The following is a 25,596-nucleotide window of genomic DNA, read 5'->3' as shown; positions in this document are numbered from 1 at the left end:
GCCATCTCCTGAGCAGAATGTCCGACCATTCTGCTGGGGATAGCGCGTTTAGTCGAGTTTGGCGGGCGGCGGCTCGGGCAGGTCCTGGTCCTGGGCGGGCGGCAGGATGGTCCGGTTTTCTTCTTCCACCGGCACCAGCTTGTATTCCTGGCCATGCAGGTTCTTCAGGTAAACCTCCATCTGCCGGAACGAGATGTTGATGTGGTGGTTCTTGAACTCGCGGTTGATGAAGCGGTTGACCTCATCGATCACCGGGTTGCGGTCGCCCAGGTCCCGTACATGCATGCGCAGTTCGTGATCGAGGGTGCTTTCACCGAAGTTGAGGAAGTACACGTGGGGCGCCGGGTCCTTCAGCACGCGTGGGTTTTCGGCGGCGGCCTTGAGCAGCAATTCCTTCACCAGGTCCAGGTCCGAGCCGTAGTCCACGCCCAGTTTCAGGGTGACCCGGGTGATGGTGTCGGTCAGCGACCAGTTGATCAGTTGCCCGGTGATGAACGTTTTGTTCGGGACAATGATGTCCTTGCGGTCGAAGTCAGTGATGGTGGTGGCGCGGATGCGGATCTTGCTCACCGTGCCCGACAGGTTGCCGATGGTGATGGTGTCGCCGATCCGTACCGGGCGCTCGAACAGGATCATGATGCCGGAGATGAAGTTGGCGAAGATTTCCTGCATCCCGAAACCCAACCCCACCGACAGCGCGGCCACCAGCCATTGCAACTTGTCCCAGCTCACGCCGAGGGTCGACAGGGTGGAGACAAACCCGACGCCGGCAATCACATAGGACAGCAAGGTGGTGGTGGCGTAGGCGCTGCCCTGGGCCAGGTCGAGCTTGGACAGCACCAACACCTCCAGCAGGCCGGGCAGGTTGCGCGCCAGGGCGAAGGTGATGCCGATGATGATCAGGGCGCCGAGCAAGTCGCCGATGCTGATGGGCACCATGCTGATATTGGCGCCGGTGCCGCTGGTGTATTCGTAGAGGGTGACGTTGTCCAGGTAGGAAAACACCGAGATCAAGTCGGACCACACCCAGTACAACGCAGCGATAAAGCCGCCCAGCAGCGCCAGGCGAATCAGGCGCATCGACTGTTCGTTGACCTGTTCGATGTCCAGGGTCGGCTCTTCGATCACTGCTTCACCCTCACCGGCTTCCTTGGCGGCCTGGCGTTTGGCCAGGGCCCGCGCATAGGCCAGGCGCCGTGCCGCAACGCCCAGGCCACGTACGAAGGTGGCTTCGATCACCAGCCAGAACATCAGCAGGTACAAGGTGTTGATCAGCCGGTCGCTGAGCTTGAGGGCGGTGTAGTAGTAGCCAAAACATACGGCGATAAACAGCGCCACCGGCAGTGCCGTAAACACCAGGCCCACGGCCTTGCGAAACAGCGAGGCTTTTTCATGAGTCGGGCTGTTGAGCAGCAGGCGCCCGAGCAGCCACGCCATCAGTGCGTAGCAGGTCAGTACCACGCCGATGCCCAGCACATCGTCGGCCAGCGCTGCCGGCTGATGCTCGGCGATGGCCACCACGGCCACCAACGCCAGTACCACGAGCCCGAGCTTGCGTACCCAGCCCTGGAGGAATTCGACCTGGGGTTTTTCCCAGCGGAAGTGCAACTCGGCGACGCCGCCGGGCGCGAGGATCCGATACGCGGTGTAGAACACCAGCCACGCCTGGGCGATCTGCAGCAGGGCGGCGCCGAGGTTGGCGTTTTGCCCGCGGGCGTCGATCTGCAGCGCATAGCCGCAGAGTGCCAGGCCCAGGGCCACCGGCATCGCCAGCGCGATATTCACCAGGATCGCCACCGGCGTGTGCCACTGGCTGTCGCGTTTGAAGTGGCCGATGTCCATATGGATTTTTTTCAGCCGGGCATACAGGTAGCTGCGACGCCACAGCAGCGCGCCGATCAACAACAGCAGGGGCAGGAACAGCAGCGGGCGCTGGGTCAGGCCGTCATACAGCTCGCTGACGCTGGAGGCCCACGGCAGGGTATTGACCTGTTTGCTCAGGTGCGCCGGTACGGTTTCCAGCCATTCGGTATCCAGCGGCTTGTTGCTGGGAATCCAGAACATCTGTTCGTCGAGGGTCGCCCGCAAGGTGGTGGCGGTGCTCAGCAGTTGTTTCTGGTTCAGTTGCAGGGTGATGGATTCGTTGAGCAGTGCGCTCAGTTCCCGGCTCAAGCGTTCCAGCAGGTCGCTGCGGGTGATCGCCAGTTCCAGCAGGGTGCGCCGCAGTTGCGGCGTCACCTGGTCGGCCGGCTGGTTGGCCAGCAAGCTGTCGACGTAGGTGCTCGGGGTGCTGATCAGTTCGCGCTGTTGATTGACCTCGAACTGGTACAGGCGAATGTTGGCGATGTCATCCGCCAGGTCGCGGTCCACGGTCAGGCGCGGGAGGGCCTGCTTCTGTTTGTAGAGGATCTTGGACAGTAGCAGGCTGCCCTTGAGCACGTTGATCTGCTCGTCCAGCGCCGAGTCGCTTTGGGTCACGCTGTCCAGTTGCTGCTTGGTTTGCAGGTTTTTCTGGGTCAGCTCGTTGAGCCGGTCAGTGCTTTTGAGCAGGTAGTCGGACAGTTTCAGGTTGGCCGCGCTTTCCGTGGCGAGCAGGCTGCTGCCACCGGCCTTCTGGGCTTCGATGGACTGCTGGGTCACGGTTTCCTGGGACTGGGCCAGGCGTTTCTGGTTGATCAGGGTTTGCAGGTCCTGGATTTCCTGCTCCAGGCGCGCGGTCTTTTCCAGCACCAGGTCGTGCTGGCTGTTGCCCAGGTCTTGCAGTTGGCTGTTGCCGGCCAGTTCCTGGCGGCGCAGGGGAATCAGGGCGTTGAGTGCGGCCAACTCGGCATTCAGCTGGTTGCGCTGGTCGCCGCTGAGGGTCTTGCCGTTGTCCTTGCCTGCCTTGAGGGTCGCGTTGATCTGCTGGATACGTGTCTGGCTGCTGCTGATTTCGGTCTGGGCGCGCTCGGGTCGGGTCTGGGCCGCGATGGTCAGGCTGTTGGCGTCGGCCAGTTCCTTTTGCAGGTCGCCTTGCTGGGTGGTGCGCTGCACCAGCAGTTGTTCAAGCTGTGGCACGGGCAAGGTGGCGTAGCGCTGGGCGACCGGAATCACCTTGGTGGCCTTGAGGCGGGTCAGTTCGCGCTGGTTGTCGACGGTCTGGCGCGGCGCGTCTTCGAGCTGGCGCTTGAGGTCCACCAGGCGCTGCTGGTAGTCCTGCTGGTTGCCCAGGAAGGTGAGCGTTTGCTGCAGGATGCTTTGCAGCGCCTTCATGTCGGCGTCGGGCAGCTTGCGGTCCGGCAGCTTGTCCAGGGTTTGCTGGACGGAATCGATGCTGGGCGGGTCGGCCGCGTGTACGGTGCCGACGCAGAGAGTCAGGCCCAGCAGGGCAGTGGCGAGAAAAGTGCGCAGGGTTGTCATAGAGACCGGTCGAGCAAGGTGAAAAATAGGGGGCGTCCCGACATCGACTGGCGCGCCGTCGCCCCGCAGTTTAGAGGAAGAGTCCGGGGCCCGGGCGACTTCCTTCGGGGAATCTGACGCCGACTTTGCCGATCTTGTTCCCGTCCATGACCGCGACGGTCCAAATGGTGTTGTTCCATTCCACCTGGTCGCCGACCACGGGTGCCCCGCCGACTTTCTGGGTGATGAAACGACTCAGTGGCATGTCCGGGTCGATGCCCTCGAGCTTGAGCCCGTACAGGGCCGAAACCGCGCCCAGCTGGGCGTCGCCTTCCAGCACGAAGTCACCGAAGAAGCGCAGGTCGAGGCCCCGTTGTGGTGCCTGGCTGAACAGTTTGCCGAGGGCCGGCAAGTTGTGTTCATGGCCGATTACGCATAGCAGATCGTCGACTTCGAGCACCGTACTACCCGACGGATGGAGCAGTTGCTGGCCACGAAACAGCGCGGCGATCCGTGTGCCTTCGGGCATTTTCAGCTCCCGCAGGGCGGCGCCGATGCACCATTTTTCGGCGCCCAGGCGGTAGACGAACAGCTCCCACTCGCTGGTGACGTGCACTTCCAGGGCCGCCCGGGAAATCGGCGCCGGCTCTGGCGGTACCGTCACTTTCAACAGTTTGGCGACCCAGGGCAGGCTCGTACCCTGCACCAGCAACGACACCAGCACGATAAAGAACGCCAGGTTGAAGTACAGCTGCGCGTGGGGCAGGCCGGCCATCAGCGGGAACACCGCCAGAATGATCGGTACCGCACCGCGCAGGCCGACCCAGGCGATAAAGGCTTTCTCTCGGCCATGGAAGGCCTTGAACGGCAACAGGCCGACGATCACCGACAGCGGCCGTGCGAAGAGAATCATCCACAGCGCCAGGCCCAGGGCCGGCAGCGCGATGGGCAGCAAATCATGGGGCGTGACCAGCAGGCCCAGCACCAGAAACATGCCGATCTGTGCCAGCCAGGCCATGCCGTCGAGCATATGCAAAATGCCGTGCCGGCTGCGCACCGGGCGGTTGCCGATCACCAGGCCGCACAGGTAAACGGCGAGGAAGCCGCTGCCGTGCAAGGCGTTGGTCAGGGCGAACACCACCAGGCCGCCGGAAATCACCAGGATCGGGTACAGGCCGTTGGCCAGGTTGATCCGGTTGACCATCTGCAGCATCAACCAGCCGCCGCCCAGGCCGATGATGCCGCCGATGCCAAACTCACGGATCAAGTGGCCCAGCAGGCTCCAGTGCAGGCCGGTCTGGCCGCTGGCAAGCATGTCGATCAGGGTGACGGTGAGGAACACCGCCATCGGGTCGTTGCTGCCGGATTCGATTTCCAGGCTGGCGGTGACCCGTTCGTTCAGGCCTTTGCCGCCCAGCAGCGAGAACACCGCTGCGGCGTCCGTGGAGCCGACGATGGCGCCGATCAGCAGGCCTTGAATGATGTTGAGGTTGAACAGCCAGGCGGCTGCCATGCCGGTGAGGCCGGTGGTGATCAGCACCCCGACCGTCGCCAGGGACAACGCAGGCCAGAGGGCTACACGGAAACTGGCTACCCGCGTTCGCAGTCCGCCGTCGAGCAGGATCACGGCCAGGGCGAGGTTGCCCACGAGGTAGGCAGTCGGGTAGTTATCGAAGATGATGCCGCCGCCGTCGACGCCGGCGATCATGCCCACGGCCAGGATGATCACCAGGATCGGAATCCCCAGACGGGACGAAAGAGAACTCACCAGAATGCTCGCACCTACCAGCAACGCGCCGATCAAGAACAGGCTGTTGATGGTCGTCGCATTCAAAGGCAGTACTCCATGAGCAGGAAAGACGAGGCGCAAACTGACCATGCAGTCTGCGTGCCAGCGATTCTAACCTGTTGAATTGCTGTGCTGTCAAAAAGGTTTTGAATGGCTGGCGCATATTCAATGTGGGAGCGGGCTTGCTCGCGAAAGCGGTGTGTCAGTCGCCTTATGCGTATCTGATCCACCGCATTCGCGAGCAAGCCCGCTCCCACATTTTTAGCCCTGCGGTATCCGTTAAAGCCTGAACCGCCCCACCATCCCGTTCAAATCCACCGCCAACCGCGACAGCTCACTGCTCGCCGCACTAGTCTGGCTGGCGCCGGTTGCCGACTGCACCGACAAGTCACGAATATTCACCAGGTTACGATCCACTTCCCGCGCCACCTGCGCCTGCTCTTCGGCGGCACTGGCGATCACCAGGTTGCGCTCGTTGATTTCAACGATGGCAGTGTTGATGGTGTCCAGCGACATCCCCGCACCCTTGGCGATGTTCAACGTCGATTCCGCCCGCTCGGTGCTGTTGCGCATCGAATCCACTGCATGCTCGGTACCGGCCTGAATGCTGCCGATCATCCGCTCGATTTCGCTGGTGGACTGCTGGGTGCGATGGGCCAGGGCCCGCACCTCATCCGCCACCACCGCAAAACCACGCCCGGCTTCACCGGCACGCGCCGCTTCAATCGCGGCGTTCAGGGCCAGCAGGTTGGTCTGGTCAGCCAAGCCACGAATCACGTCCAGCACCTTGCCGATGTCCCGGGACTCTTCCGCCAGGTTGCCGATCAAGGTGGCAGTGGCTTGCACGTCGCTGCTCATGCGTTCAATGGCGCTGACGGTTTCCTGCACCAAATCACGTCCATCGCCCGTAGACGACGTGGCGTTCTTCGAGGCTTCGGAAGTGCTGACCGCGTTGCGGGCCACTTCTTCAACCGCGCTGGTCATCTCGTTCACCGCCGTGGCGGCCTGTTCGATTTCGTTGTTTTGCTGGGTCAGGCCACGGGCGCTTTCGTCGGTCACGGCATTCAGCTCTTCCGCGGCGGAGGCCAATTGGGTGGCCGAGCCGGAAATGCGCTGCAAGGTGTCCTTCAATTTGTCCTGCATCTTGGCCATTGCCAACAGTAGTCGGCCGGCTTCGTCGTTGCCTTCCACCTTGATCGGGCGCGTCAGGTTGCCTTCGGCGATTTCCTCGGCGGCATCCAGGGCCTGGGCGATCGGCTGGGTAATGCTGCGGGTCAGCAGCCAGGCGAACAGCATGGTCAATGCAGTGGCCAGGATCAGCAGGATCACCACCAGCTCAAACGCCAGGTCGTACTGGTCGGCAGCTTGCTGGTTGGTGGCCAGCGCCATCTTGTTGTTGATGTCCAGCAGCCGGTTCAATACGGCGTTGACCTGATCCGAGTTGTTCAGCAGCTCGGTATTCAGCAGCGTGCGCAGCTCTTCCACCTGATTGGCCCGTGACAGGCTCTTCATGCGCTCTTCAACCTGATGGTACTGGGCCAGCAGACGCACGTATTCATCGTAGGCAGCACGTTCTTCGCTGCTGTCGATCAACTTCTCGTAGACCGCCTGGGCCGTACGAATCTGCTGATTGCGCACGTCAAAAGACTCAAGGGTCTTTTGCTGGACGTCAGGCTCGCGGTTGGTCAGCAGGCGATACGACAGCACCCGCAGGCGCAGGGTCAGTTGAGTGAACTCGTCCAGGGCGCGAATGCTCGGCACGCTGCTAAGGGTGATGTCTTCCGTCGCCGCACGGATCTTGCTCATCTGGTTCAGGGCGAACACACCGAGAAACAACATCAGCGCGCCAATCAACGCGAAGCCGAGAAAGGCCCGCGGCGCGATATTCATATTACGAAGAGACATGTTGTGATCCTGGGGAGAAGCGCGATCCATGCGGGGTTTGAGCGGGGTGTCCATGACCTATCGGTCATACGACTAAAGTCTTGAGGGGGTGCGCGCTTTTGTCGCAGATCGGGGCGGGCCGACGGGATTCAGGAACCAGATGCCATAAATGCAGTCACTAAGGCTCGAAAGCGTGGCCTGCCCTGTAAAATCAAGGCCCCGCGCCAGGGATAACCCTGGCATCCGAGGTGAATTTTCTTTATCGTCACCGCCCTTTGAAAAAGCCCGAGAAATCAAAATGTTAGAAGCATCCCTCAGCCAATTGGAACAACTGGTCAGCGACCTGGTACAGCAGAACCAGGATCTACTGGGCACCAACGAATCCCTCAAGGCCGAACTGGCTCGCGCCAAGGATGAAAACGACAGCTTGCAGCTGAACCTGATGGAACAGGAAGAAAAGCAGGGCGCCACCGCTGCCCGTATCCAGGCGTTGGTTGAGCGTGTGAGCGCAGGTCCTGTCAGCGCATGAATGAAGGGATAAAGGTCGTTTCGATTCTCGGTGAGGATTACTCGATCAAGGCACCGGAGGGGGAAGACAACACCCTGATGAGCGCCGTGACGATGCTCAAGGCATCCCTGGCCACCACCAAGAAAAAGTACCCGACGCTGATCGGTGACAAGCTATTGGTGCTGGCGGCGCTGAACCTGTGCGCCGAGCAGATCGAAATGCAAAAGCACCACCAGCAGGAACTCGACCGTTACCAAGAGCAAGTCAGCGCCACGGTCGAGGTGATTTCCAAGGCAATCGGAACGCCTTAGAACCACTCATCCTGCATCCCCAGGCACGTGTCATCGCGTGCCTCGAGAATCGCCAGTTCATGATGGCAGCCCGGTATTTCCCACGTCAGGAAGTACCGGGCGGCCTGGAGCTTGCCCTTATAGAAGGCGACATCGGCAGCATTGCCCCTGGCCAGCCCTTCCTCGGCGCGAATTGCCTGTTCCAGCCAGCGCCAGCCAATCACCATATGCCCGAACACCTTCAGGTACAGCGCCGAATTCGCCAGGCTGCTGTTGACCTTGCCCTGGGCGAGATCCGTCAGCAGGCCGAGGGTGACCTCTTGCAGGCGCGCCACCAGTTGTTCCAGCGGTTCCCGCAAGGCATTCAGCGACGGATACTCCTGTGCCCGTGCGCCGGTCTCGGCGATCAGGCGGATCAGTTGCTTCAAGCCCGCACCGCCGTTCTGCGCCAGCTTGCGCCCGAGCAAGTCCAGCGACTGAATGCCGTGGGTGCCTTCATGGATCGGGTTCAGGCGGTTGTCGCGGTAGTACTGTTCCACCGGGTATTCGCGGGTGTAGCCGTGGCCGCCGAGGATCTGGATCGCCAGTTCGTTGGCTTTAAGGCAAAACTCCGACGGCCAGGATTTGACGATCGGCGTCAGCAGGTCCAGCAGTTCGTGGGCCTGTTTGCGCGCAGCTTCGGTTTCCAGGGTGGTGGTGTCGTCGAACAGGCGCGCGGCGTACAAGCCAAGGTCGAAGGCGCCTTCCACGTAGGCTTTTTGGGTCAACAGCATGCGTTTGATATCGGCGTGCTGGATGATCGACACCGGCGCGGTGTTGGGATCCTTGCTGTCGGGCAAGCGGCCTTGCGGACGTTCACGGGCATATTCCAGGGAGTACAGGTAGCCGGCGTAACCCAGCATCACCGCGCCCATGCCCACGCCGATCCGCGCTTCGTTCATCATCTGGAACATGCAACTCAGGCCCTGATGTGGCTGGCCCACCAGGTAGCCGACGCACTCGCCGTTATCGCCGAAATTCAACGCGGTCGAGGTGGTGCCACGCCAGCCCATCTTGTGAAACAGCCCGGCCAGCAGCACATCGTTGCGCTTGCCCAGGCTGCCGTCGTCGTTGACCAGGAACTTGGGCACGATAAACAGCGAAATGCCCTTCACCCCGGCAGGTGCGTCCGGCAGCTTGGCCAGCACCATGTGCACGATGTTCTCCGACAGCGAGTGATCTCCGCCGGAGATGAAGATCTTGTTGCCCTTGAGGCGGTAGCTGCCGTCAGCCGCCGGCTCTGCGCGGGTACGAATATCCGACAGCGATGAGCCCGCGTGGGGCTCGGTCAGCGCCATGGTGCCAAAGAAGCGGCCTTCGATCATCGGTTGCAGGAAGCGTTGTTTCTGCTCCTCGGTGCCGAAGCTCTCGATCAGGTTGGCGGCGCCCATGGTCAGGAACGGGTAGGACGTGGATGCGGCGTTGGCCGACTGGAAGTGGGCGAAACACGCCTGGGAGAGCAGGGTGGGCAGTTGCATGCCACCGGCTTCGAAGCTGCGGGCGGCGTTGAGAAAACCGGCTTCGAGGAAGGCATCTACCGCCGGTTTCACCTCGGGAATCAGAATCGCCTGACCGTTTTCGTAGCGGGGCTCGTTCTCGTCGCCCTTGCGGTTATGCGGGGCGAAGAACTTCTCGGCAATGCTGCGGGCGGTGCCGATGGCGGCGTCGAAGGTTTCACGGTTGTGTTCGGCAAACCGCTCGCGCTGGGTCAGGCCCTCGGCATCGAGGACTTCGTACAGCTCGAAAGCCAGATTGCGGGAACTGAGCAGCGTCTCGGACATGGCGGCTTACCTGTGTGGGAATGGGCCTGAGTCTAAGTGCGCAAATAGAGGCTGGATAGCAAGATTGATCTGGGTGATGGAGGGGCAAAACGCGGCTCGAAGGTGGAACGCGGTCAATGTGGGAGCGGGCTTGCTCGCGAATGCGGTGGATCAGTCAGTACCTCCGGTGACTGACACTCCGCATTCGCGAGCAAGCCCGCTCCCACAGTTTTACCGCGTTTCTTCAGTTAGCCGATGGTCATCAGGCTGGCGTTGCCGCCCGCCGCAGCGGTGTTGACGCTCAGCGCCCGCTCGATCACCAGGCGCTCCAGGGCAATCCCGGTTTCGCCCGAAGACAAACCGTGAACCCCGACAATCGCCCCGCCACGCTTGGCCACTTGCTGGCAAACCCCGCGCAGTTGGTCGGAATCGCCGTGATGCAGCACGGCATCAAACACGGTTTCATCCTTGGTCCAGTCAGCCACCCGCGTGATCTTCGCCTGAATATCCTTCGGCAAGCGTGCGAACACGGCCTTGGTCAATTCAGTTTCCGGCCATACCGCCGAGCCGCCGACTGCCAGCACGGCCGCCAGTTGCGTCAGCAGGTCGCCTTCCACTTCCGCCAGGCACAACACGTGCTCGCGGGGCAGGATGGCATAGCTGTTGCGCTCGCCGGTCGGGCCGGCCAGTTGGCGGGTGATACCGCTTTGGGATTGCGCGGCGAACTGCACGCACAGGGCGCTCAAGTCGCTCAGCTTGCTGCTGTCGGCCCAGGCTTTCAGGGCGGTCAGCGGCTTGCTCATGGCATCCCGCAGGCGAACATCCGGTGCGGCCAGTGCATCACCACGGACGAAGGATTGCTCGATGGCGTCCGTAGGACGGGTCGACAGCAAACGGTACAGATACAGCGGGCCGCCAGCTTTCGGGCCAGTGCCCGACAAGCCTTCGCCACCGAACGGCTGCACGCCGACCACGGCGCCCACGATGTTGCGGTTAACGTAGACGTTACCGGCATGGACGTTGTCGATCACCTTGGCGATGGTCTCGTCGATGCGGGTGTGCACGCCCAGGGTCAGGCCATAGCCGGAGGCATTGATCTGGCCGATAAGCTGGTCGATCTCTTTGCGCTTGTAGCGCACCACGTGCAGCACCGGGCCGAAGATCTCCCGTTGCAGTTCGTCGAAGCTTTCCAGTTCGATCAGGGTTGGCATCACGAAGGTGCCGCGCTTGATCTCTTCGCTATCGGCAATCGCGACCTGGTAAACGTTGCGGCCTTTGTCGCGCATGGCCTGGATATGTTTCTCGATGCCAGCCTTGGCTTCGGCGTCGATCACCGGGCCGATATCCACCGACAGGCGCTCCGGGTTGCCGAGGCGGCATTCAGCCATGGCACCTTTAAGCATTTCGATGACGCGGTCAGCGGAATCTTCCTGCAAGCACAGTACGCGCAGGGCCGAGCAACGTTGACCGGCACTGTCGAAGGCCGACGACACTACGTCGATCACCACTTGTTCGGTGAGTGCCGAGGAGTCGACGATCATTGCGTTCTGGCCACCGGTTTCGGCGATCAGCGGAATCGGACGACCCTGTGCATCCAGACGGCCGGCGACACTGCGTTGCAGCAAGCGCGCAACCTCGGTGGAACCGGTGAACATCACGCCCTTGACGCGATCATCACCCACCAGGCGCGCACCGACGGTTTCGCCCTGGCCCGGCAGCAGTTGCAGCACGCCTTCCGGAATCCCGGCTTCCAGCAGCAGGCGCACGGCTTGTGCGGCCACCAGCGGTGTTTGCTCGGCAGGCTTGGCCAGTACCGGGTTGCCGGCGGCCAGTGCAGCGGCGACCTGGCCACTGAAGATCGCCAGCGGGAAGTTCCACGGGCTGATGCACACCACCGGACCCAGCGGGCGGTGAGCGTCGTTGGTGAAATCGTTGCGAGCCTGCACCGCGTAGTAACGCAGGAAGTCCACGGCTTCACGCACTTCGGCGATGGCGTTGGCGAAGGTCTTGCCGGCTTCGCGGGCCAGCAGGCCCATCAGCGGCTGGATCTCGCCTTCCATCAGGTCGGCGGCACGTTCCAGGATCGCGGCGCGTTCGGCGGGCGGGGTGGCCTGCCAGATTGGCGCAGCGTTCAGGGCGCACTGGATGGCGTTGTCGACGTCTTCGACAGTTGCTTCCTGTACGTGGCCAACCACGTCACGCAGATCCGACGGGTTCAACACCGGTGCAGCCGCTTCATTGCTGGAAGCGCAACCGAGCATCGGCGCGGATTTCCAGTTGTTATGCGCGGTAGCCAGCAAGGCGCAGGACAGCGACGCCAGGCGGTGTTCGTTGGCCAGGTCGATACCGGCGGAGTTGGCGCGCTCGGCACCATACAGGTCGCGGGGCAGAGGGATACGCGGGTGCGGCAGGCCGAAGCCGCCTTCCAGCGTCGCCATCTGCTCGATGCTGGCCACTGGATCGGCCACCAGCTCCTGGATCGAGATGGATTGGTCGGCAATACGGTTGACGAACGAGGTGTTGGCGCCGTTTTCCAGCAAGCGACGCACCAGGTAAGCCAGCAGTGTTTCGTGGGTGCCGACGGGTGCGTACACGCGGCACGGACGGTTCAGCTTGCCTTCGGAGACCTTGCCTACAACCTGCTCGTACAGAGGCTCGCCCATGCCGTGCAGGCATTGGAACTCGTACTGGCCGGGGTAATAGTTCTGACCGGCAATATGGTAAATCGCCGACAAGGTGTGAGCGTTGTGGGTGGCGAACTGCGGGTAGATAACTTCCGGTACCGAAAGCAGTTTGCGTGCACAGGCAATGTAGGAGACGTCGGTGTACACCTTGCGGGTGTACACCGGATAGCCTTCCAGGCCTTCGACCTGGGCGCGCTTGATTTCGCTGTCCCAGTACGCGCCTTTTACCAGGCGGATCATCAGGCGGTGGCGGCTGCGGCGTGCCAGGTCGATCACGTAGTCGATCACATACGGGCAACGCTTCTGGTAAGCCTGGATCACGAAACCGATGCCGTTCCAGCCGGTCAGTTGCGGCTCGAAGCACAGGCGTTCCAGCAGGTCGAGGGACAGCTCCAGGCGATCGGCTTCTTCGGCGTCGATGTTCAAACCGATGTCGTATTGCTTGGCCAGCAGGGTCAGCGACAGCAGGCGCGGGTACAGCTCGTCCATCACGCGCTCGTACTGCGCACGGCTGTAACGCGGGTGCAGGGCCGAGAGCTTGATGGAAATGCCCGGGCCTTCATAAATCCCGCGACCGTGGGACGCCTTGCCGATCGAGTGGATGGCTTGTTCGTACGAGGCCAGGTATTTCTGGGCGTCATGTTCGGTAAGTGCGGCTTCACCGAGCATGTCGTAGGAATAGCGGAAGCCCTTGGCTTCGAACTTGCTCGCATTGGCCAGGGCTTCGGCGATGGTTTCGCCGGTGACGAACTGCTCGCCCATCAGGCGCATGGCCATGTCGACGCCCTTGCGGATCATCGGCTCGCCGCTCTTGCCGATGATGCGGCTCAGGGACGAGGTCAGGCCGGCTTCGTTGTGGGTCGCGACCAGTTTGCCGGTCAGCAACAGGCCCCAGGTGGCGGCGTTGACGAACAGCGACGGGCTGTTGCCCAGGTGCGGGTGCCAGTTGCCGGTGCTGATCTTGTCGCGGATCAGTGCGTCGCGGGTGCCCTTGTCCGGGATGCGCAGCAGCGCTTCGGCGAGGCACATCAGCGCTACGCCTTCCTGGGACGACAGGGAAAATTCTTGCAGCAGGCCCTGGACGATGCCTGCACGGCCGCCGGCGCTTTTCTGATTGCGCAGTTTCTCGGCGATCGAAGAGGCGAGCTTGTTGGTGGCCTCGGCCATTGCCGCGGGCAGGCGAGCCTGCTCGATCAGCATCGGCACCACTTCCGGCTCCGGGCGACGGTAGGCGGCGGTGATCGAGGCGCGCAGTACCGATTGCGGCAGGATGCTTTCGGCAAATTCCAGGAAGCACTGGTGGGCGTGGTCGGTCTGGACCTCGCCGGCTTCTTCCGCGTCCTTGCTGCCCAGGCCGTTGAGCTCGGCCAGGGTTGCACCACCCTCGAGTTTCTCCAGGTAATTGAAAATCGCCTGCTTGATCAGCCAGTGCGGCGTGCGATCAATGGAGGTCGCGGCCGCCTTCAGGCGCTCGCGGGTCGGGTCGTCAAGTTTGACCCCAAGGGTGGTCGTAGCCATCTTTTTATCCTCATGGGTGCCACTACTGCGTGGCATCAGCTGGCGGCAAGATTAGCTTTGCGCCGAGAGAGGTGCAACCGGGTGCAACCCTTTTTATCCATGAATTTTTTGATGCTGATCGGGAAAAATTATCGCCGCAGCCGAATCGGCTGCGCCTTGGTGCATTTGCTTATGACTTTGGCTGCTCTTGCTCCGAAAAGGAGCAAAAACACGGTGTTTTCCACAAAAAACATCGAGGTGCAACTTATTCTCAAGAAACTGGTTGCACCTTATTTGCTTTGTTGAATAGCATTCGCGCCCAAGGTGCAACCTCTTACTGACGGTTCATCGGCTGATGGCTTTCCTGGGGAAACGTCAGTCATAAATGCGCGGCGCCAGGCTTCGTCTATCCACTAGCAAAGTGGATGGCCGTCCGGACAGACCGCCGCTACATAAAAACAAAGCCAGGGCGTAACTCAATGAGCGTAAGTAATCCTACCCTGATCACATTTGTGATCTATATCGCTGCCATGGTGCTGATCGGCTTCATGGCCTATCGCTCCACCAACAACCTTTCCGACTACATCCTCGGCGGTCGCAGCCTCGGCAGCGTGGTTACCGCGCTTTCGGCCGGTGCCTCGGACATGAGCGGCTGGTTGCTGATGGGCTTGCCCGGCGCGATCTACATGTCTGGCCTGTCGGAAAGCTGGATCGCCATCGGCCTGATCGTCGGTGCCTACCTGAACTGGCTGTTTGTAGCCGGCCGCCTGCGGGTGCAGACCGAGCACAACGGCGACGCCCTGACCCTGCCGGATTACTTCTCCAGCCGTTTCGAAGATAAAAGCGGCCTGCTGCGAATCATCTCTGCGGTGGTGATCCTGGTGTTCTTCACCATCTACTGCGCTTCCGGCATCGTGGCTGGCGCCCGTCTGTTTGAAAGCACCTTCGGCATGTCCTACGAGACCGCGCTGTGGGCCGGTGCTGCCGCGACCATTGCCTACACCTTCGTCGGTGGTTTCCTGGCCGTGAGCTGGACCGACACCGTGCAGGCCACGCTGATGATCTTCGCCTTGTTGCTGACCCCGATCATCGTGCTGCTGGCCACCGGTGGCGTCGACACCACCTTCCTGGCGATCGAAGCGCAGAACCCTGACAACTTCAACATGCTGAAAAACACCACCTTCATCGGCATCATTTCGCTGATGGGCTGGGGCTTGGGTTACTTCGGCCAGCCGCACATCCTCGCGCGTTTCATGGCGGCGGATTCGGTGAAATCGATTGCCAATGCCCGTCGCATCTCCATGACCTGGATGATCCTGTGCCTGGGCGGCACCGTGGCGGTGGGCTTCTTCGGTATCGCCTACTTCTCGGCGCACCCGGAAGTCGCCGGTCCCGTGACCGAGAACCACGAGCGTGTGTTCATCGAGTTGGCCAAGCTGCTCTTCAACCCATGGATTGCCGGTGTGCTGCTGTCGGCCATCCTGGCGGCGGTAATGAGCACCCTGAGCTGCCAGTTGCTGGTGTGCTCCAGTGCCCTCACCGAAGACTTCTACAAAACCTTCCTGCGTAAAAACGCCTCCCAGGTCGAGCTGGTATGGGTCGGTCGCGCCATGGTGCTGTTGGTGGCGCTGATTGCCATCGCCATGGCCGCCAACCCGGAAAACCGCGTACTGGGCCTGGTGAGCTACGCCTGGGCTGGTTTCGGTGCTGCGTTCGGTCCCGTGGTACTGATCTCCGTACTGTGGAAAGGCATGACACGCAATGGCGCACTGGCCGGCATCCTGGTGGGCGCGATCACCGTGATCGTGTGGAAGCACTTCAGCCTGTTTGGCCTGTACGAAATCATCCCGGGCTTCATCTTCGCCAGCCTGGCGATCTACTTCGTGAGCAAGCTGGGCGCTCCGACGGCTGGCATGCTTCAGCGGTTTGACGCAGCCGAGGCGGATTACAACCTCAACAAGTAATCGGCGGGGGCTTGAATGCCCGCTGAAGTGAAAACGGCCCGCATCTTTTGGATGACGGGCCGTTTTTTTGCCTTCCAGATCTCGCAGTGTTGTTTTCACAGATTCAGATGATCACTGAAGTAAACGGCCAATTTAAGGGCTCGCCTGGTGGCTGTGAGCGTTGAATGTGAGGCGGTTTTTATACTTTGGGAAAAGGGCTACAAACTACCGTCAGCTATCTGACAGTAGTTTGCGAAAGGGCATCCACCGATTTTGAATTCGTGGTTTTTCAGTCGTGGTCAGTGTCCGGCTGGTTGAGAAAAATCAGCACACCCAGGATCGCCATATAAAACTTGAACGCCGCTTCCTGGCCGTTCCACTGATGGGATTGCCACATCAGGAACCACTCGCCGCCGATCACCATAAAGCCGAAGAACCACACCACAAAACCCAGGGTCAGCCCGACGATTGCGCTTTTCTTGGCGCGATTGAAGTCGATACCTGTGGCACGACGAGCCCGCCACAAGGCCAGTGCTCCACGCGCCAGCAGCACGGCCGTCAGGGCTTCACCGGCGATGATTAGCCAATATGCACCGTGCCACAGCCATGGGGTGGTGATGGCGCGATACATCGCGGCGTTGCCGGGGAAGGTGGTGTCCATGCTCAGCACATGTTTGACGAAGGCAAAGTTGGAGCCGTAGTCGGTGATGTTGCTGAAGGCCACGAGTGTGGCGAAGGCTGCCAGGGCAAGGGTCAGGACGATTTTTGCGTAGCGGGTGGCCATGTTTTTTCCATTGTCATGGGGCGACGGGGGACGAATACGCTAGCACGCTGGTGGTAGGGCTTCGATGCCTGATACATGAAGATTAAAGCGCCTGCGATGTAGGGATTTACTGATTTGCCTGCAGCGCACTCAGCTCGGCAAACAGCTGGTGCAGAATCGGCCACCCACTACTCGCAGAGAAACACCGGATGTTCGCTCCTGCCAATCAAAGTGCCTTTAGCCTGACCCTCGACGGTGTGCCAAGTGTTCTCAAGGTACGTGAGTTCACGGGCGATGAATTCATCAGCCTGCCCTATCGTTTTGACCTTGAACTGGTCAGCGAGCAGCCCGACCTTGACCTGGAAAGCTTGATGCATCGCCAGGCGTTCCTGGGGTTTGATGCGCATGGCCATGGTATTCATGGCCAAGTTTATCGGGTGGCACAAGGCGACTCGGGCAAGCGCCTGACGCGTTATCAGATCACGCTGGTTCCGCGGTTGGCTTATCTTGAGCACAGCGCTCACCAGCGGATTTTCCAGAACCGGACGGTGCCGCAGATCATTGCACTGGTGCTGGAAGGGCAGGGTATCCAGGCGGATGCCTTCTCGTTTCAACTGAGCGGGGTGTACCCCGAGCGTGAGTACTGCGTTCAGTTTGGCGAAACCGATCTGGCGTTCATCCAGCGCTTGTGCGCCGAGTCGGGCATTCACTACCACTTCCAGCATCACCCCGAGCGCCACCTTTTGGTGTTCGGCGATGACCAGAGCGTGTTCGCCCAGCCTGAGCAAGCCACTCAATACGCGGCGGGTTCGGGGATGGTTGCCGACACGCCGGTGATCAAGCGTTTTACCCTGCGGTTGAAGACCCGTACCACCGATGTGAATCTGCGGGACTACGACTTCAGAAAGCCACGTCTGAGCTTGGAAAGCACGGTGTCCGGCGGCCAGCGTCCCATGCTGGAGGAACAGTGTTATCCCGGGAATTTTACGGATCGCGCTCATGGTAAATACCTGGCGCAACGTAGGTTGGAGCGCCATCGCGGTGACTTTCGCCAGGCCAGTGGCCATAGCGACCAGCCGTCCCTGGTCAGCGGGCAGTTCCTGAGGATGGAAGGGCATCCTCGCCAGGAATGGAATGATTTGTGGCTGGTCACCCAGGTGACGCATGCAGGGCGCCAGCCTCAGGTGCTGGAGGAGTCGGCCATCGACGCCTCAGGTGATGAATCGGCTCAGGGCTACAGCAATCACTTTGTCGTAACGCCATGGGAGGTGCCGTTTCGAACACCGCTGCTGGTATCGCGACCGCCGGTGTCTGGCTATCAAAACGCCGTGGTTACAGGGCCGGCAGGCAGCGAGATCCATTGTGACGAGTATGGCCGGGTCAAGGTGCAGATGGCCTGGGATCGCGCCGGGGAGCACGACGAACATTCCAGTTGCTGGCTGCGGGTGGCCAGTGGCTGGGCCCATGAGCACTACGGCTCGGTGTTGATCCCGCGGGTGGGCATGGAGGTGCTGGTGGGTTTCGTCGACGGCGACGCCGACACGCCGCTGGTGGTCGGTTGCCTGGCCAATGCCGCCACGCCGGTGCCGCTGGACCTGCCAGCCGACAAGACCCGCAGCATCTTCCGTAGCCAGACCAGCCCCGGCGGCGGTGGCTACAACGAGCTGCGCATCGAGGACCGCAAGGGTGCCGAGGAAATCTACCTGCGCGCCCAGCGCAACTGGACCCAGCATGTACTGCACGACCAGCACGTGCAGGTCGACAACCAGCGCGACGTGATCGTCAAAGGCCTTGATCGTCACGAGCTTCAGGGCGAAGAACAGCGCACCACCCACGGCAACCGCCTGACCGAACTCAAGCAGGACGATCACCTGATGGTCGCGGGCTCCCAGCAGGTACGTGCCGGGTTGACCATTCACATCGGTGCCGGGCAAAACGTCGTTATTGATGCGGGTGCCAGCGTGACCCTCCAGGCCGGTGGGCAGTGGATCAACGTTTCGGCGGGCGGGATTTTCAGCAGCACGCAAATCCAGCTTGGCGGCTCCCCGGCACCGGCGGGAGCGCCGCTGACGCCGGGGCTGCAGGAAAAGTTGCTGGCGGTAATACCTGCACCGTTGAGTGCCGTCCAGGTGTTAAGCCTGAAGCGCAGCGCACCCTTTTGCGAAGAGTGCGAGCGCTGCAGGAATGGCGTGTGCAATACGCCCCTGCATCGCAATACATCACTGCCCGCGGGTGCGCCATGATTTCTCCCGGGCAGTGGCTTGAGGCTGCGCCGTTGCAGGCGGGCGAGCAGTTGTTTGCGGTGATGGGCAATGCCAGCGACTGCAAGCCGCTCGATGCGTGGCGGCGTACCGACGGACGTGCACTTAGCCCCATCTGGGCGGGCAGCGAGTATGCAGCGTGGGAGGAGGTCATGCCCTACGTCGCGGTGGTCGCCGTGGACAGCGCTTTTCTGAAATGGGCCGCCGAATGCGAAGGTATCGACTGGGGTTGGCTGGCGGTGTCGTCCTGTTCCTTGCACACCGTCGTCGAGCATCTGCGCAGCCTGACCAAGGTACTGTTGCCGGAAGGGCCGGCGGTGTTCTTTCGCTTCTGGGACGGTGCTTATGTCCTGCCTGTGTTGCAGGCGCTGGGGCCACAGGCAAAGGAGTTGCTCCCGGTGTTCAGTCGCTACTGGATCAATGGTCGCCAGCATGAGGTAGCGGTTACGGCAGCGGGAGCGGCAAAGCCCGGCCCATGGTGGCAAGTGCCGCCGCATGTTCTCCAGCACCTGGGTGAGCAATCGAGCGTTACGCAGGTGGACAACCTGTTGCAGTGGCTGGAAGAACAGCGCCCGGACCTGTACAGCGCCTTTGTGCCGGCGACCTTGAAGCACAAGGTCGCCTACTTCGTGCGCCGGCTGGATGTCAGCCATCAGGCGCTGGCCGCCTGGCTGGCCTCAGAGCTGGGTTGAGGCCAGCGACTGCTGCAAGTCTTCGATCAGGTCCTCAATCGCCTCAATGCCGACAGACAGGCGAATCATCTCCGGCTTCACCCCGGCCTTCGCCTGCTCCTGTTCATTCATCTGGCGATGGGTGGTGGACGCCGGGTGGCAGGCCAGGGACTTGGCATCGCCAATGTTCACCAGGCGCTTGAAGATCTGCAGCGAATCGTAGAAACGCACGCCCGCCTCATAACCACCCTTCAGGCCGAAGGACAGAATCGCCGACGGTTTGCCCTGCATGTATTTCTGCGCCAGGTGATGGTGGGGGTGATCCGGCAGGCCGGCGTAGCTGACCCACTCCACCAGTGCGTGGTCTTGCAGGAAGTGGGCAATCTTCAAGGCGTTTTCGGTGTGGCGCTCCATGCGCAGGGCCAGGGTTTCCAGGCCTTGCAGCAGCAGGAATGCATTCATTGGCGCCAGGGCCGCGCCGGTGTTGCGCAGCGGCACGGTACGGGCGCGGGCGATGAACGCCGCCGGGCCGAATTTTTCGGTGTAGACCACACCGTGATAGGCCGGCTCCGGCTGGTTGAGGCCGGGGAATTTCTCCGGGTACTGGGTCCAGGGAAAGGTGCCGCTGTCGACGATCACGCCACCCAGCGAGTTGCCGTGGCCGCCCACGTATTTGGTCACCGAATGCACGACGATGTCCGCGCCGAACTGGATCGGCTTGCACAGGATTGGCGTGGCCACGGTGTTGTCCACCATCAGCGGCACGCCACGGGCGTGGGCGACGTTGGCCAGGGCTTCGATATCGATGATATTGCCTGCCGGGTTGCCGATGCTCTCGCAGTACACCAGTTTGGTGTTGTCATCGATCAGCTCGGCGATGGCTTCGGCGCAGTCGTCACGGGCGAAGCGCACGTCAACGCCGAAGCTCGGCAGTAAGTGGGCGAACAGGGTGTAGGTGCCACCGTACAGTTGCGGGGTGGTGACGATGTTGTCACCGGCACGGGTCAGGGTCTGGATCGCGTAGTGGATCGCCGCGCTGCCGGCCGACACCGCCAGGGCCGCGATGCCGCCTTCGAGTGCTGCGATGCGTTGCTCCAGCACGTCGTTGGTGGGGTTCATGATGCGCGTGTAGATATTGCCGGGCACGTCGAGGTTGAACAGGTCGGCGCCGTGCTGGGCGTTATCGAATTCGAAAGCGACGTTCTGGTAGATCGGCACGGCGACGGCCTTGGTAGTCGGGTCCGACTTGAAGCCATGGTGCAAAGCGATGGTGGCGTCTTTCATGAGTTGTTATGACCTCCATGGATAATTGCTCGCCACAATAAATCCGCTTTCGCACCGCCAATTAGACTATTTTCGGCAGCGCCCCTGTGTTTGCGGCATAAGCGCCACCTGACGCGCAGCCCTGCACCTTTGCCTGCGTAAAAGGTAAACTTCGCCCCCTGCGCAGGAGCAACCATGAATTATCGTCACGCCTATCACGCCGGCAACCACGCCGATGTCTTCAAACACCTGACCTTGACCCGCCTCATCGCCCTGATGTCGCGCAAGGAGCAGCCGTTTGCCTATCTCGACACCCACGCCGGCATTGGTCTGTACGACCTGCAGGGCGACCAGGCGAACCGTACCGGTGAATACCTGGAAGGCATCGCCCGCCTGTGGGGCCAGGCGGACCTGCCGCCGCTGACCGCCGATTACATGCGTGTGCTGCACGAGATGAACCCGGATGGCGAATTGCGCTACTACCCGGGTTCGCCGGAGCTGGCGCGACGCCTGACTCGTCCTCAGGACCGCGTGCTGCTCAACGAAAAGCACCCGGAAGACGGCCTGCTGCTCAAGGACAACATGAAGGGTGATCGTCGGGTGAAAGTCCACCTTGGCGAAGGTTGGCACGTGCCACGGGCATTGCTGCCGGTGCCGGAAAAGCGTGCGTTGATGTTGATAGACCCGCCGTTCGAGAAGCTCGACGAGATGCAGCGCTGCGCCGCGTCCCTCAAGGAAGCCGTGAGCCGGATGCGCCAGACAGTGGCTGCGATCTGGTACCCGGTGAAGGACCAGCGCATGCTGCGCCGCTTCTACCAGGACCTGGCCGGTACCGGTGCGCCGAAGTTGCTGCGGGTGGAATTGCTGGTGCATCCGCTGGACACGCCCAACACCCTGACCGGTTCGGGTCTGGCGATTGCCAATCCGCCGTGGGGGCTGGAGGAGGAGTTGCGTGAGCTGCTGCCGTGGTTGTCCAAGCAGCTTGGGCAAACCCAGGGTGGCTGGCAGATGGATTGGCTTATCGCCGAGTAACTGATCGTTCCCACGCTCTGCGTGGGAACGCATCCTGTGACGCTCTGCGTCACGAATTTCAGAGCGGACGCGGAGCGCCCAGAGCGGCATTCCCACGCAGAGCGTGGGAACGATCTGGTGCAATCAGATCGGGCAGGTCACGCCGGTGCCGCCGATTCCGCAGTAACCCTGCGGATTCTTCGCCAGGTACTGCTGGTGGTACGCCTCGGCGAAATACACCGTCGGCGCTTCTTCGATTTCGGTGGTGATGGTGCCCAGGCCGGCCTTGGTCAATTCCGCCTGATAAGCCTCTGCGCTGGCCTTCGCCGCCTCCAGGTGCTCCGGCTTGACCGCGTAGATCACCGAGCGGTACTGGCTGCCGATGTCATTGCCCTGGCGCATGCCCTGGGTCGGGTTGTGCAGTTCCCAGAACATTTTCAGCAGCTCTTCGTAGCTGATCTTGTCCTGGTCAAACACCACCAACACCACTTCGCTGTGGCCGGTCAGGCCCGAGCAGACTTCTTCATACGTCGGGTTCGGCGTGTAGCCGCCGGCATAGCCCACCACCGTGCTGACCACACCGTCACGCTGCCAGAAACGACGCTCTGCACCCCAGAAGCAACCCAGGCCGAAGATCGCAAACTCTACGTTGTCGACAAACGGGCCCAGCAGAGGGTTGCCGTTGACGAAGTGCGTCTCGGGCAGCGACATCGGGGTTTCACGGCCAGGCAAAGCTTGTTCTTGAGTGGGAAGCACGTTTTTATTCACCAGGATTTCCGAGCGCAAGACCATGATCAGTCCTCTCAGTCAGATTGAGTTACAAGTAAGAGTTCAGACTGCCAGTGTGCCCGAGTGTTACCGCGCTGTCAGGCGATTGGCCCGCGAGGGTAGCGTTTAAGCATCGTCATCAGCTCGGCCCCCGGGATTGGCCGGTCGAACAGGTAGCCCTGGCCGACGTCGCAACGGTGGCGGCGCAGGAACGCCAGCTGCTCGGCAGTCTCGATGCCTTCGGCCACCACCTTGAGCTTGAGGTTGTGGGCCATGGCGATCACCGCCGAGGTGATTTCCATGTCGTCCTGGTTGTCCGGGATTTCATGGATGAAGCTGCGATCAATCTTGATGATGTCGATCGGGAATTTTTTCAGGTAGCTCAGCGACGAGTAACCGGTACCGAAGTCATCCATCGCCAGGGTCAAGCCGAAGCTCTTCAGTTGGTCCAGTTGCAGGCGTGTGTCTTCGGTGGCTTCCAGCAGCAGGCCTTCGGTCAACTCCAGTTCCAGCAGGTTGGCCGGCAACTGTTCTTCCTTGAGGATCGTGGCAATCGAGGCCACCAGGTCCGGGTCGGAAAACTGCTTGGGCGACAGGTTGATCGCCACTTGCAGGTTGCCCATGCCGGCGGCGGTCAGATGTCGGCTCATGCGGCAGGCCTGGCGGGCGATCCATTTGCCGATGGGGATGATCAGCCCAGTCTCTTCAGCCACGCTGATGAATTGATCGGGGCGGATCATGCCCTTTTCCGGATGGTTCCAGCGTAACAACGCTTCCATCCCCAGCAGACGACCGCTGCGCAGGCACAGCTTGGGCTGGTAGAACACGTCCAGTTCGTTCTGGGTCAGGGCGCGGCGCAGGTTGTTTTCCACGAACAGTTTGTAGCTGGCTTCGGCATTCAGCGCTTCGGTAAATACCTGCACCTGGTGTTTGCCGTTGGCCTTGGCCTTGTGCAGCGCCAGGCCTGCGTTGCGCATCAGGGTCTGCGGGTCGCGGCCATGCAGCGGCGCGCAGGCGAGGCCCACGGAGCCGGTGACGCTGATCAGCTGGTTGTCGACGAACATCGGCTTGTCGAGGGTGGCCAGCAACTGGCTGGCGACCTGCTGGCCGGTTTCAAGGTCGGTATCGTCCAGCAGCACGGCAAATTCGTTACTGGCAAATCGCGCCAGGCTGCCACTGGCGGTCAGGCTGTTGCGCAGGCGCCGGGCCAGGCTGATCAGCAGCTTGTCGCCGGTCTGGTGGCCGAGGCTGTCGTTGATCCGCTTGAAGTTGTCGATGTCCACCAGCAGCAGGCTGATGGGGCTGTCGCTGTCCCGGGCAAAGCGTTCGTCCAGGTTGCGGATGAACGCCGGGCGGTTGCCCAGGTTGGTCAGGTTGTCGGTGTAGGCCAGCCGCTCGATGCGCTGCTGGGCCAGCTTGGTCTGGGTGATGTCTTCGTAGATGCCGATGTAATGGGTCAACTCACGGTTATCGCCATAAACCTTGGAGATCGACAACTGGCCCCAGTAGGGTTCGAGGTTCTTGCGCCGGCTCTTGAACTCGCCTTGCCAACTGTTGCTCTTGGCCAGGCTTGAAGGTGCGTCGAACAGCAGCTCGCTGAGGTTCTCCAGCGCCGGCAGTTCCGACAGCTGGTGGCCGTGGACTTCTTCGGTGCTGTACTGGGTGATCGCGGTAAAGCTGGGGTTGACGTATTCCACCACGCCGTCGCAATTGACCAGCAGGAACGCATTGGCGCTTTGCTCCACGGCTCGCTGGAACAAGTGCAGGGCACTGGTGGCGGTGCGGCGGTTGTGGTTGTTGATCACCTGGGCGAACTGGTCGGCCAGCTCGCCGGCAAAGGCGATCTCGTCGGACTGCCAGACGCGGGTGCTGCCACTTTGCTCCAGGCACAACACGCCGACCACGTTGCCATCGACGCGGATGCTGGCGTCGAGCATGGCGTGGATGTCCCGCGGGCGCAGGCTCTCGGCCATTTCACGCGTGCGTGGGTCGCGCATGGCGTTGGTGGCGTCGATCGCACGGCTGGTTTGCAGGGCTTCCAGGTAATCCGGGAAGCCACTGGCATCGATAGACTCTGGCAGGTGGTGCTGCTGATCGGCGCGGTGATAAGCGGAAATCGGCACCAGATGCTGGTTTTCGAGGTTCCAGATGCTCGCGCAGTCGATCTGGTAGATATCGCAGGCACTGCGGGTGATCAGCTCGGCGGCTTCCTGCAGCGAGTTGTTGGTGCTGTAGCGCTGGCGGGCCAGCAGCAGGATCAACTCCTGCTGGGCGCGCACCCGCTCAAGGTGTTGCAGTTGTTCCTGCTGGGCGCGCTGGTTGAGTTCCAGGGCAATCTGCAAGCGGCTGTTCTGGCTCTCCAGGTCTGCCGCAGGGGCCGGTGGGAGATCACTGAACAGGCCGTCGACCACCATCAGGTAGCCGCGCAGCAGGTGACGATTGTGTTGTTTGTAGGCTTCACCCAGTTCCAGCAGGCTCAACGGGCCGTCGTTGGTGTGCAGGGTGTAGCGCACCAGGTAATGCGGGCTGATGGTCAGCTGCTCCTGGATCGCATCATGCAGCTGATAGCGCGCTTGGGGCTCCATCAGGCTGGCGTAGGGCGAGCCGATCAGGGCGCACAGTTCCATCGCGGGCAGGCCGAACTGGCGTTCGCAATTGGGGTCGAGGTACAGCAGGGCCCAGCTAGCCTCATTAAGCCGCTCGAAACGCAGCATACCGAGGCGCGAAGGCACCGGTAATTGCGTCACTACCTCGGCCGCCGTACGGGCGACATCGGGTTGGCTTTTCATGGGGAAACTCGCTTGGAAAAATGCGCATCGCGCCGGGCTCACGCCCTCTTTACTGTTGCCTGCGGCAAGGTTGCATCATGCAGCACAGGCTGACAAGAGAGGATGAAGGCTAAGTGCTATAAGTGGGTTATCGGCCAGCGAGCGGTTTTCTGCAACCGGGGTGATGGGCGGTGTACAACCTCGATTTCCGTGTCCAGGTTTTCCCTGGAAAGCAGGCAAAAAAAGCCCCGCCAATTGGCGGGGTTGAGGTACGAGCGTGGCGCTCGGAAATCGTTGAAGCCAGGTCTTCTGCATGGGC

General features: G+C 61.5%; 15 protein-coding genes and 2 pseudogenes. 7 read left to right on the top strand and 10 right to left on the bottom strand.

The features are described from left to right. Positions 1-48: 48 nt before the first annotated feature. The 4 genes and pseudogenes from mscK to A462_RS35345 all read right to left on the bottom strand — a co-directional run. Positions 49-3,399, bottom strand: a complete 3,351-nt coding sequence (mscK, locus tag A462_RS02180) for a mechanosensitive channel MscK (protein ID WP_008439184.1) — start codon at positions 3,397-3,399, stop codon at positions 49-51. A 70-nt stretch (positions 3,400-3,469) separates the two neighbouring features. Continuing rightward, positions 3,470-5,212, bottom strand: a complete 1,743-nt coding sequence (locus A462_RS02185) for a potassium/proton antiporter (RefSeq protein WP_008439183.1) — start codon at positions 5,210-5,212, stop codon at positions 3,470-3,472. Between the two features lie 234 nt (positions 5,213-5,446). After that, positions 5,447-6,043 (bottom strand): annotated as a pseudogene (locus A462_RS35350) (methyl-accepting chemotaxis protein); the annotation flags it as partial. A gap of 309 nt (positions 6,044-6,352) precedes the next feature. Next, positions 6,353-7,006: pseudogene (locus A462_RS35345) on the bottom strand (MCP four helix bundle domain-containing protein); the annotation flags it as partial. 343 nt (positions 7,007-7,349) lie between these two features. On the opposite strand from A462_RS35345, the gene A462_RS02195 reads away from it, so the two are divergent. Continuing rightward, on the top strand, positions 7,350-7,580 hold the full coding sequence (locus tag A462_RS02195) for a hypothetical protein (protein WP_003209413.1): 231 nt from the start codon (positions 7,350-7,352) through the stop codon (positions 7,578-7,580). Next, on the top strand, positions 7,577-7,870 hold the full coding sequence (locus A462_RS02200) for a cell division protein ZapA (protein WP_003209415.1): 294 nt from the start codon (positions 7,577-7,579) through the stop codon (positions 7,868-7,870). Before A462_RS02195 ends, A462_RS02200 begins: the two co-directional genes overlap by 4 nt. Here the strand turns inward: A462_RS02200 and A462_RS02205 are convergent. Further along, positions 7,867-9,669, bottom strand: a complete 1,803-nt coding sequence (locus A462_RS02205) for an acyl-CoA dehydrogenase (RefSeq protein WP_008439181.1) — start codon at positions 9,667-9,669, stop codon at positions 7,867-7,869. The two genes, A462_RS02200 and A462_RS02205, sit on opposite strands and share 4 nt — an antisense overlap. Before the next feature lie 227 nt (positions 9,670-9,896). Continuing rightward, positions 9,897-13,850 carry a trifunctional transcriptional regulator/proline dehydrogenase/L-glutamate gamma-semialdehyde dehydrogenase gene (gene putA / locus A462_RS02210; protein WP_008439180.1) on the bottom strand — a complete coding sequence of 1,318 codons (3,954 nt, stop codon included), beginning with the start codon at positions 13,848-13,850 and terminating at the stop codon, positions 9,897-9,899. A gap of 29 nt (positions 13,851-13,879) precedes the next feature. Here putA and A462_RS34515 point away from each other — a divergent pair, with 29 nt between their 5' ends. Continuing rightward, entirely contained in the window at positions 13,880-14,170 is a 291-nt protein-coding gene (locus A462_RS34515) for a hypothetical protein (protein ID WP_157222894.1), read from the top strand. Between the two features lie 138 nt (positions 14,171-14,308). After that, positions 14,309-15,793 (top strand): sodium/proline symporter PutP, encoded by a 1,485-nt coding sequence (gene putP, locus A462_RS02215; protein WP_003209422.1) that lies wholly within the window; start codon positions 14,309-14,311, stop codon positions 15,791-15,793. A gap of 268 nt (positions 15,794-16,061) precedes the next feature. Here putP and A462_RS02220 read toward each other — a convergent pair whose 3' ends face one another. Continuing rightward, positions 16,062-16,556 (bottom strand): DUF2165 family protein, encoded by a 495-nt coding sequence (locus tag A462_RS02220; protein WP_008439179.1) that lies wholly within the window; start codon positions 16,554-16,556, stop codon positions 16,062-16,064. Between the two features lie 188 nt (positions 16,557-16,744). Here A462_RS02220 and A462_RS02225 point away from each other — a divergent pair, with 188 nt between their 5' ends. After that, the gene (locus A462_RS02225) at positions 16,745-18,778 is read left to right on the top strand and encodes a type VI secretion system Vgr family protein (protein WP_008439173.1); all 2,034 of its coding nucleotides are present in this window, start codon (positions 16,745-16,747) and stop codon (positions 18,776-18,778) included. Next, positions 18,775-19,488 (top strand): DUF4123 domain-containing protein, encoded by a 714-nt coding sequence (locus tag A462_RS02230; protein ID WP_008439170.1) that lies wholly within the window; start codon positions 18,775-18,777, stop codon positions 19,486-19,488. Before A462_RS02225 ends, A462_RS02230 begins: the two co-directional genes overlap by 4 nt. On the opposite strand, the gene A462_RS02235 is transcribed toward A462_RS02230, so the two are convergent. Continuing rightward, positions 19,474-20,751, bottom strand: coding sequence for an O-acetylhomoserine aminocarboxypropyltransferase/cysteine synthase family protein (locus A462_RS02235; protein ID WP_008439168.1), 1,278 nt, complete (start codon positions 20,749-20,751; stop codon positions 19,474-19,476). The two genes, A462_RS02230 and A462_RS02235, sit on opposite strands and share 15 nt — an antisense overlap. A 174-nt stretch (positions 20,752-20,925) precedes the next feature. Between A462_RS02235 and A462_RS02240 the strand changes: the two genes are divergently transcribed. Then, on the top strand, positions 20,926-21,762 hold the full coding sequence (locus A462_RS02240) for a 23S rRNA (adenine(2030)-N(6))-methyltransferase RlmJ (RefSeq protein WP_003209435.1): 837 nt from the start codon (positions 20,926-20,928) through the stop codon (positions 21,760-21,762). Between the two features lie 123 nt (positions 21,763-21,885). Here the strand turns inward: A462_RS02240 and msrA are convergent, their stop codons facing one another. Next, a complete protein-coding gene (gene msrA / locus A462_RS02245) occupies positions 21,886-22,533 on the bottom strand; it encodes a peptide-methionine (S)-S-oxide reductase MsrA (protein ID WP_003209436.1) in 648 nt (215 codons plus the stop codon). A gap of 74 nt (positions 22,534-22,607) precedes the next feature. After that, on the bottom strand, positions 22,608-25,298 hold the full coding sequence (locus A462_RS02250; protein WP_008439165.1) for a putative bifunctional diguanylate cyclase/phosphodiesterase: 2,691 nt from the start codon (positions 25,296-25,298) through the stop codon (positions 22,608-22,610). Positions 25,299-25,596 lie beyond the last annotated feature (298 nt).

The sequence above is a fragment of the Pseudomonas sp. Ag1 genome (assembly GCF_000278565.1).
In the GTDB taxonomy this organism is placed as follows: domain Bacteria; phylum Pseudomonadota; class Gammaproteobacteria; order Pseudomonadales; family Pseudomonadaceae; genus Aquipseudomonas.
This window is presented reverse-complemented; position numbering and strand designations above follow the sequence as displayed.

Bases quoted from the DNA above. Each gene is read 5' to 3' on its own strand.
- A462_RS02205 (WP_008439181.1), bottom strand. From the start codon at position 9,669: ATGTCCGAGACGCTGCTCAGTTCCCGCAATCTGGCTTTCGAGCTGTAC.
- A462_RS02250 (WP_008439165.1), bottom strand. From the start codon at position 25,298: ATGAAAAGCCAACCCGATGTCGCCCGTACGGCGGCCGAGGTAGTGACG.
- msrA (WP_003209436.1), bottom strand. From the start codon at position 22,533: ATGGTCTTGCGCTCGGAAATCCTGGTGAATAAAAACGTGCTTCCCACT.
- A462_RS02195 (WP_003209413.1), top strand. From the start codon at position 7,350: ATGTTAGAAGCATCCCTCAGCCAATTGGAACAACTGGTCAGCGACCTG.
- A462_RS02230 (WP_008439170.1), top strand. From the start codon at position 18,775: ATGATTTCTCCCGGGCAGTGGCTTGAGGCTGCGCCGTTGCAGGCGGGC.
- mscK (WP_008439184.1), bottom strand. From the start codon at position 3,399: ATGACAACCCTGCGCACTTTTCTCGCCACTGCCCTGCTGGGCCTGACT.
- A462_RS02200 (WP_003209415.1), top strand. From the start codon at position 7,577: ATGAATGAAGGGATAAAGGTCGTTTCGATTCTCGGTGAGGATTACTCG.
- A462_RS02220 (WP_008439179.1), bottom strand. From the start codon at position 16,556: ATGGCCACCCGCTACGCAAAAATCGTCCTGACCCTTGCCCTGGCAGCC.
- putA (WP_008439180.1), bottom strand. From the start codon at position 13,850: ATGGCTACGACCACCCTTGGGGTCAAACTTGACGACCCGACCCGCGAG.
- putP (WP_003209422.1), top strand. From the start codon at position 14,309: ATGAGCGTAAGTAATCCTACCCTGATCACATTTGTGATCTATATCGCT.
- A462_RS02225 (WP_008439173.1), top strand. From the start codon at position 16,745: ATGTTCGCTCCTGCCAATCAAAGTGCCTTTAGCCTGACCCTCGACGGT.
- A462_RS02235 (WP_008439168.1), bottom strand. From the start codon at position 20,751: ATGAAAGACGCCACCATCGCTTTGCACCATGGCTTCAAGTCGGACCCG.
- A462_RS02240 (WP_003209435.1), top strand. From the start codon at position 20,926: ATGAATTATCGTCACGCCTATCACGCCGGCAACCACGCCGATGTCTTC.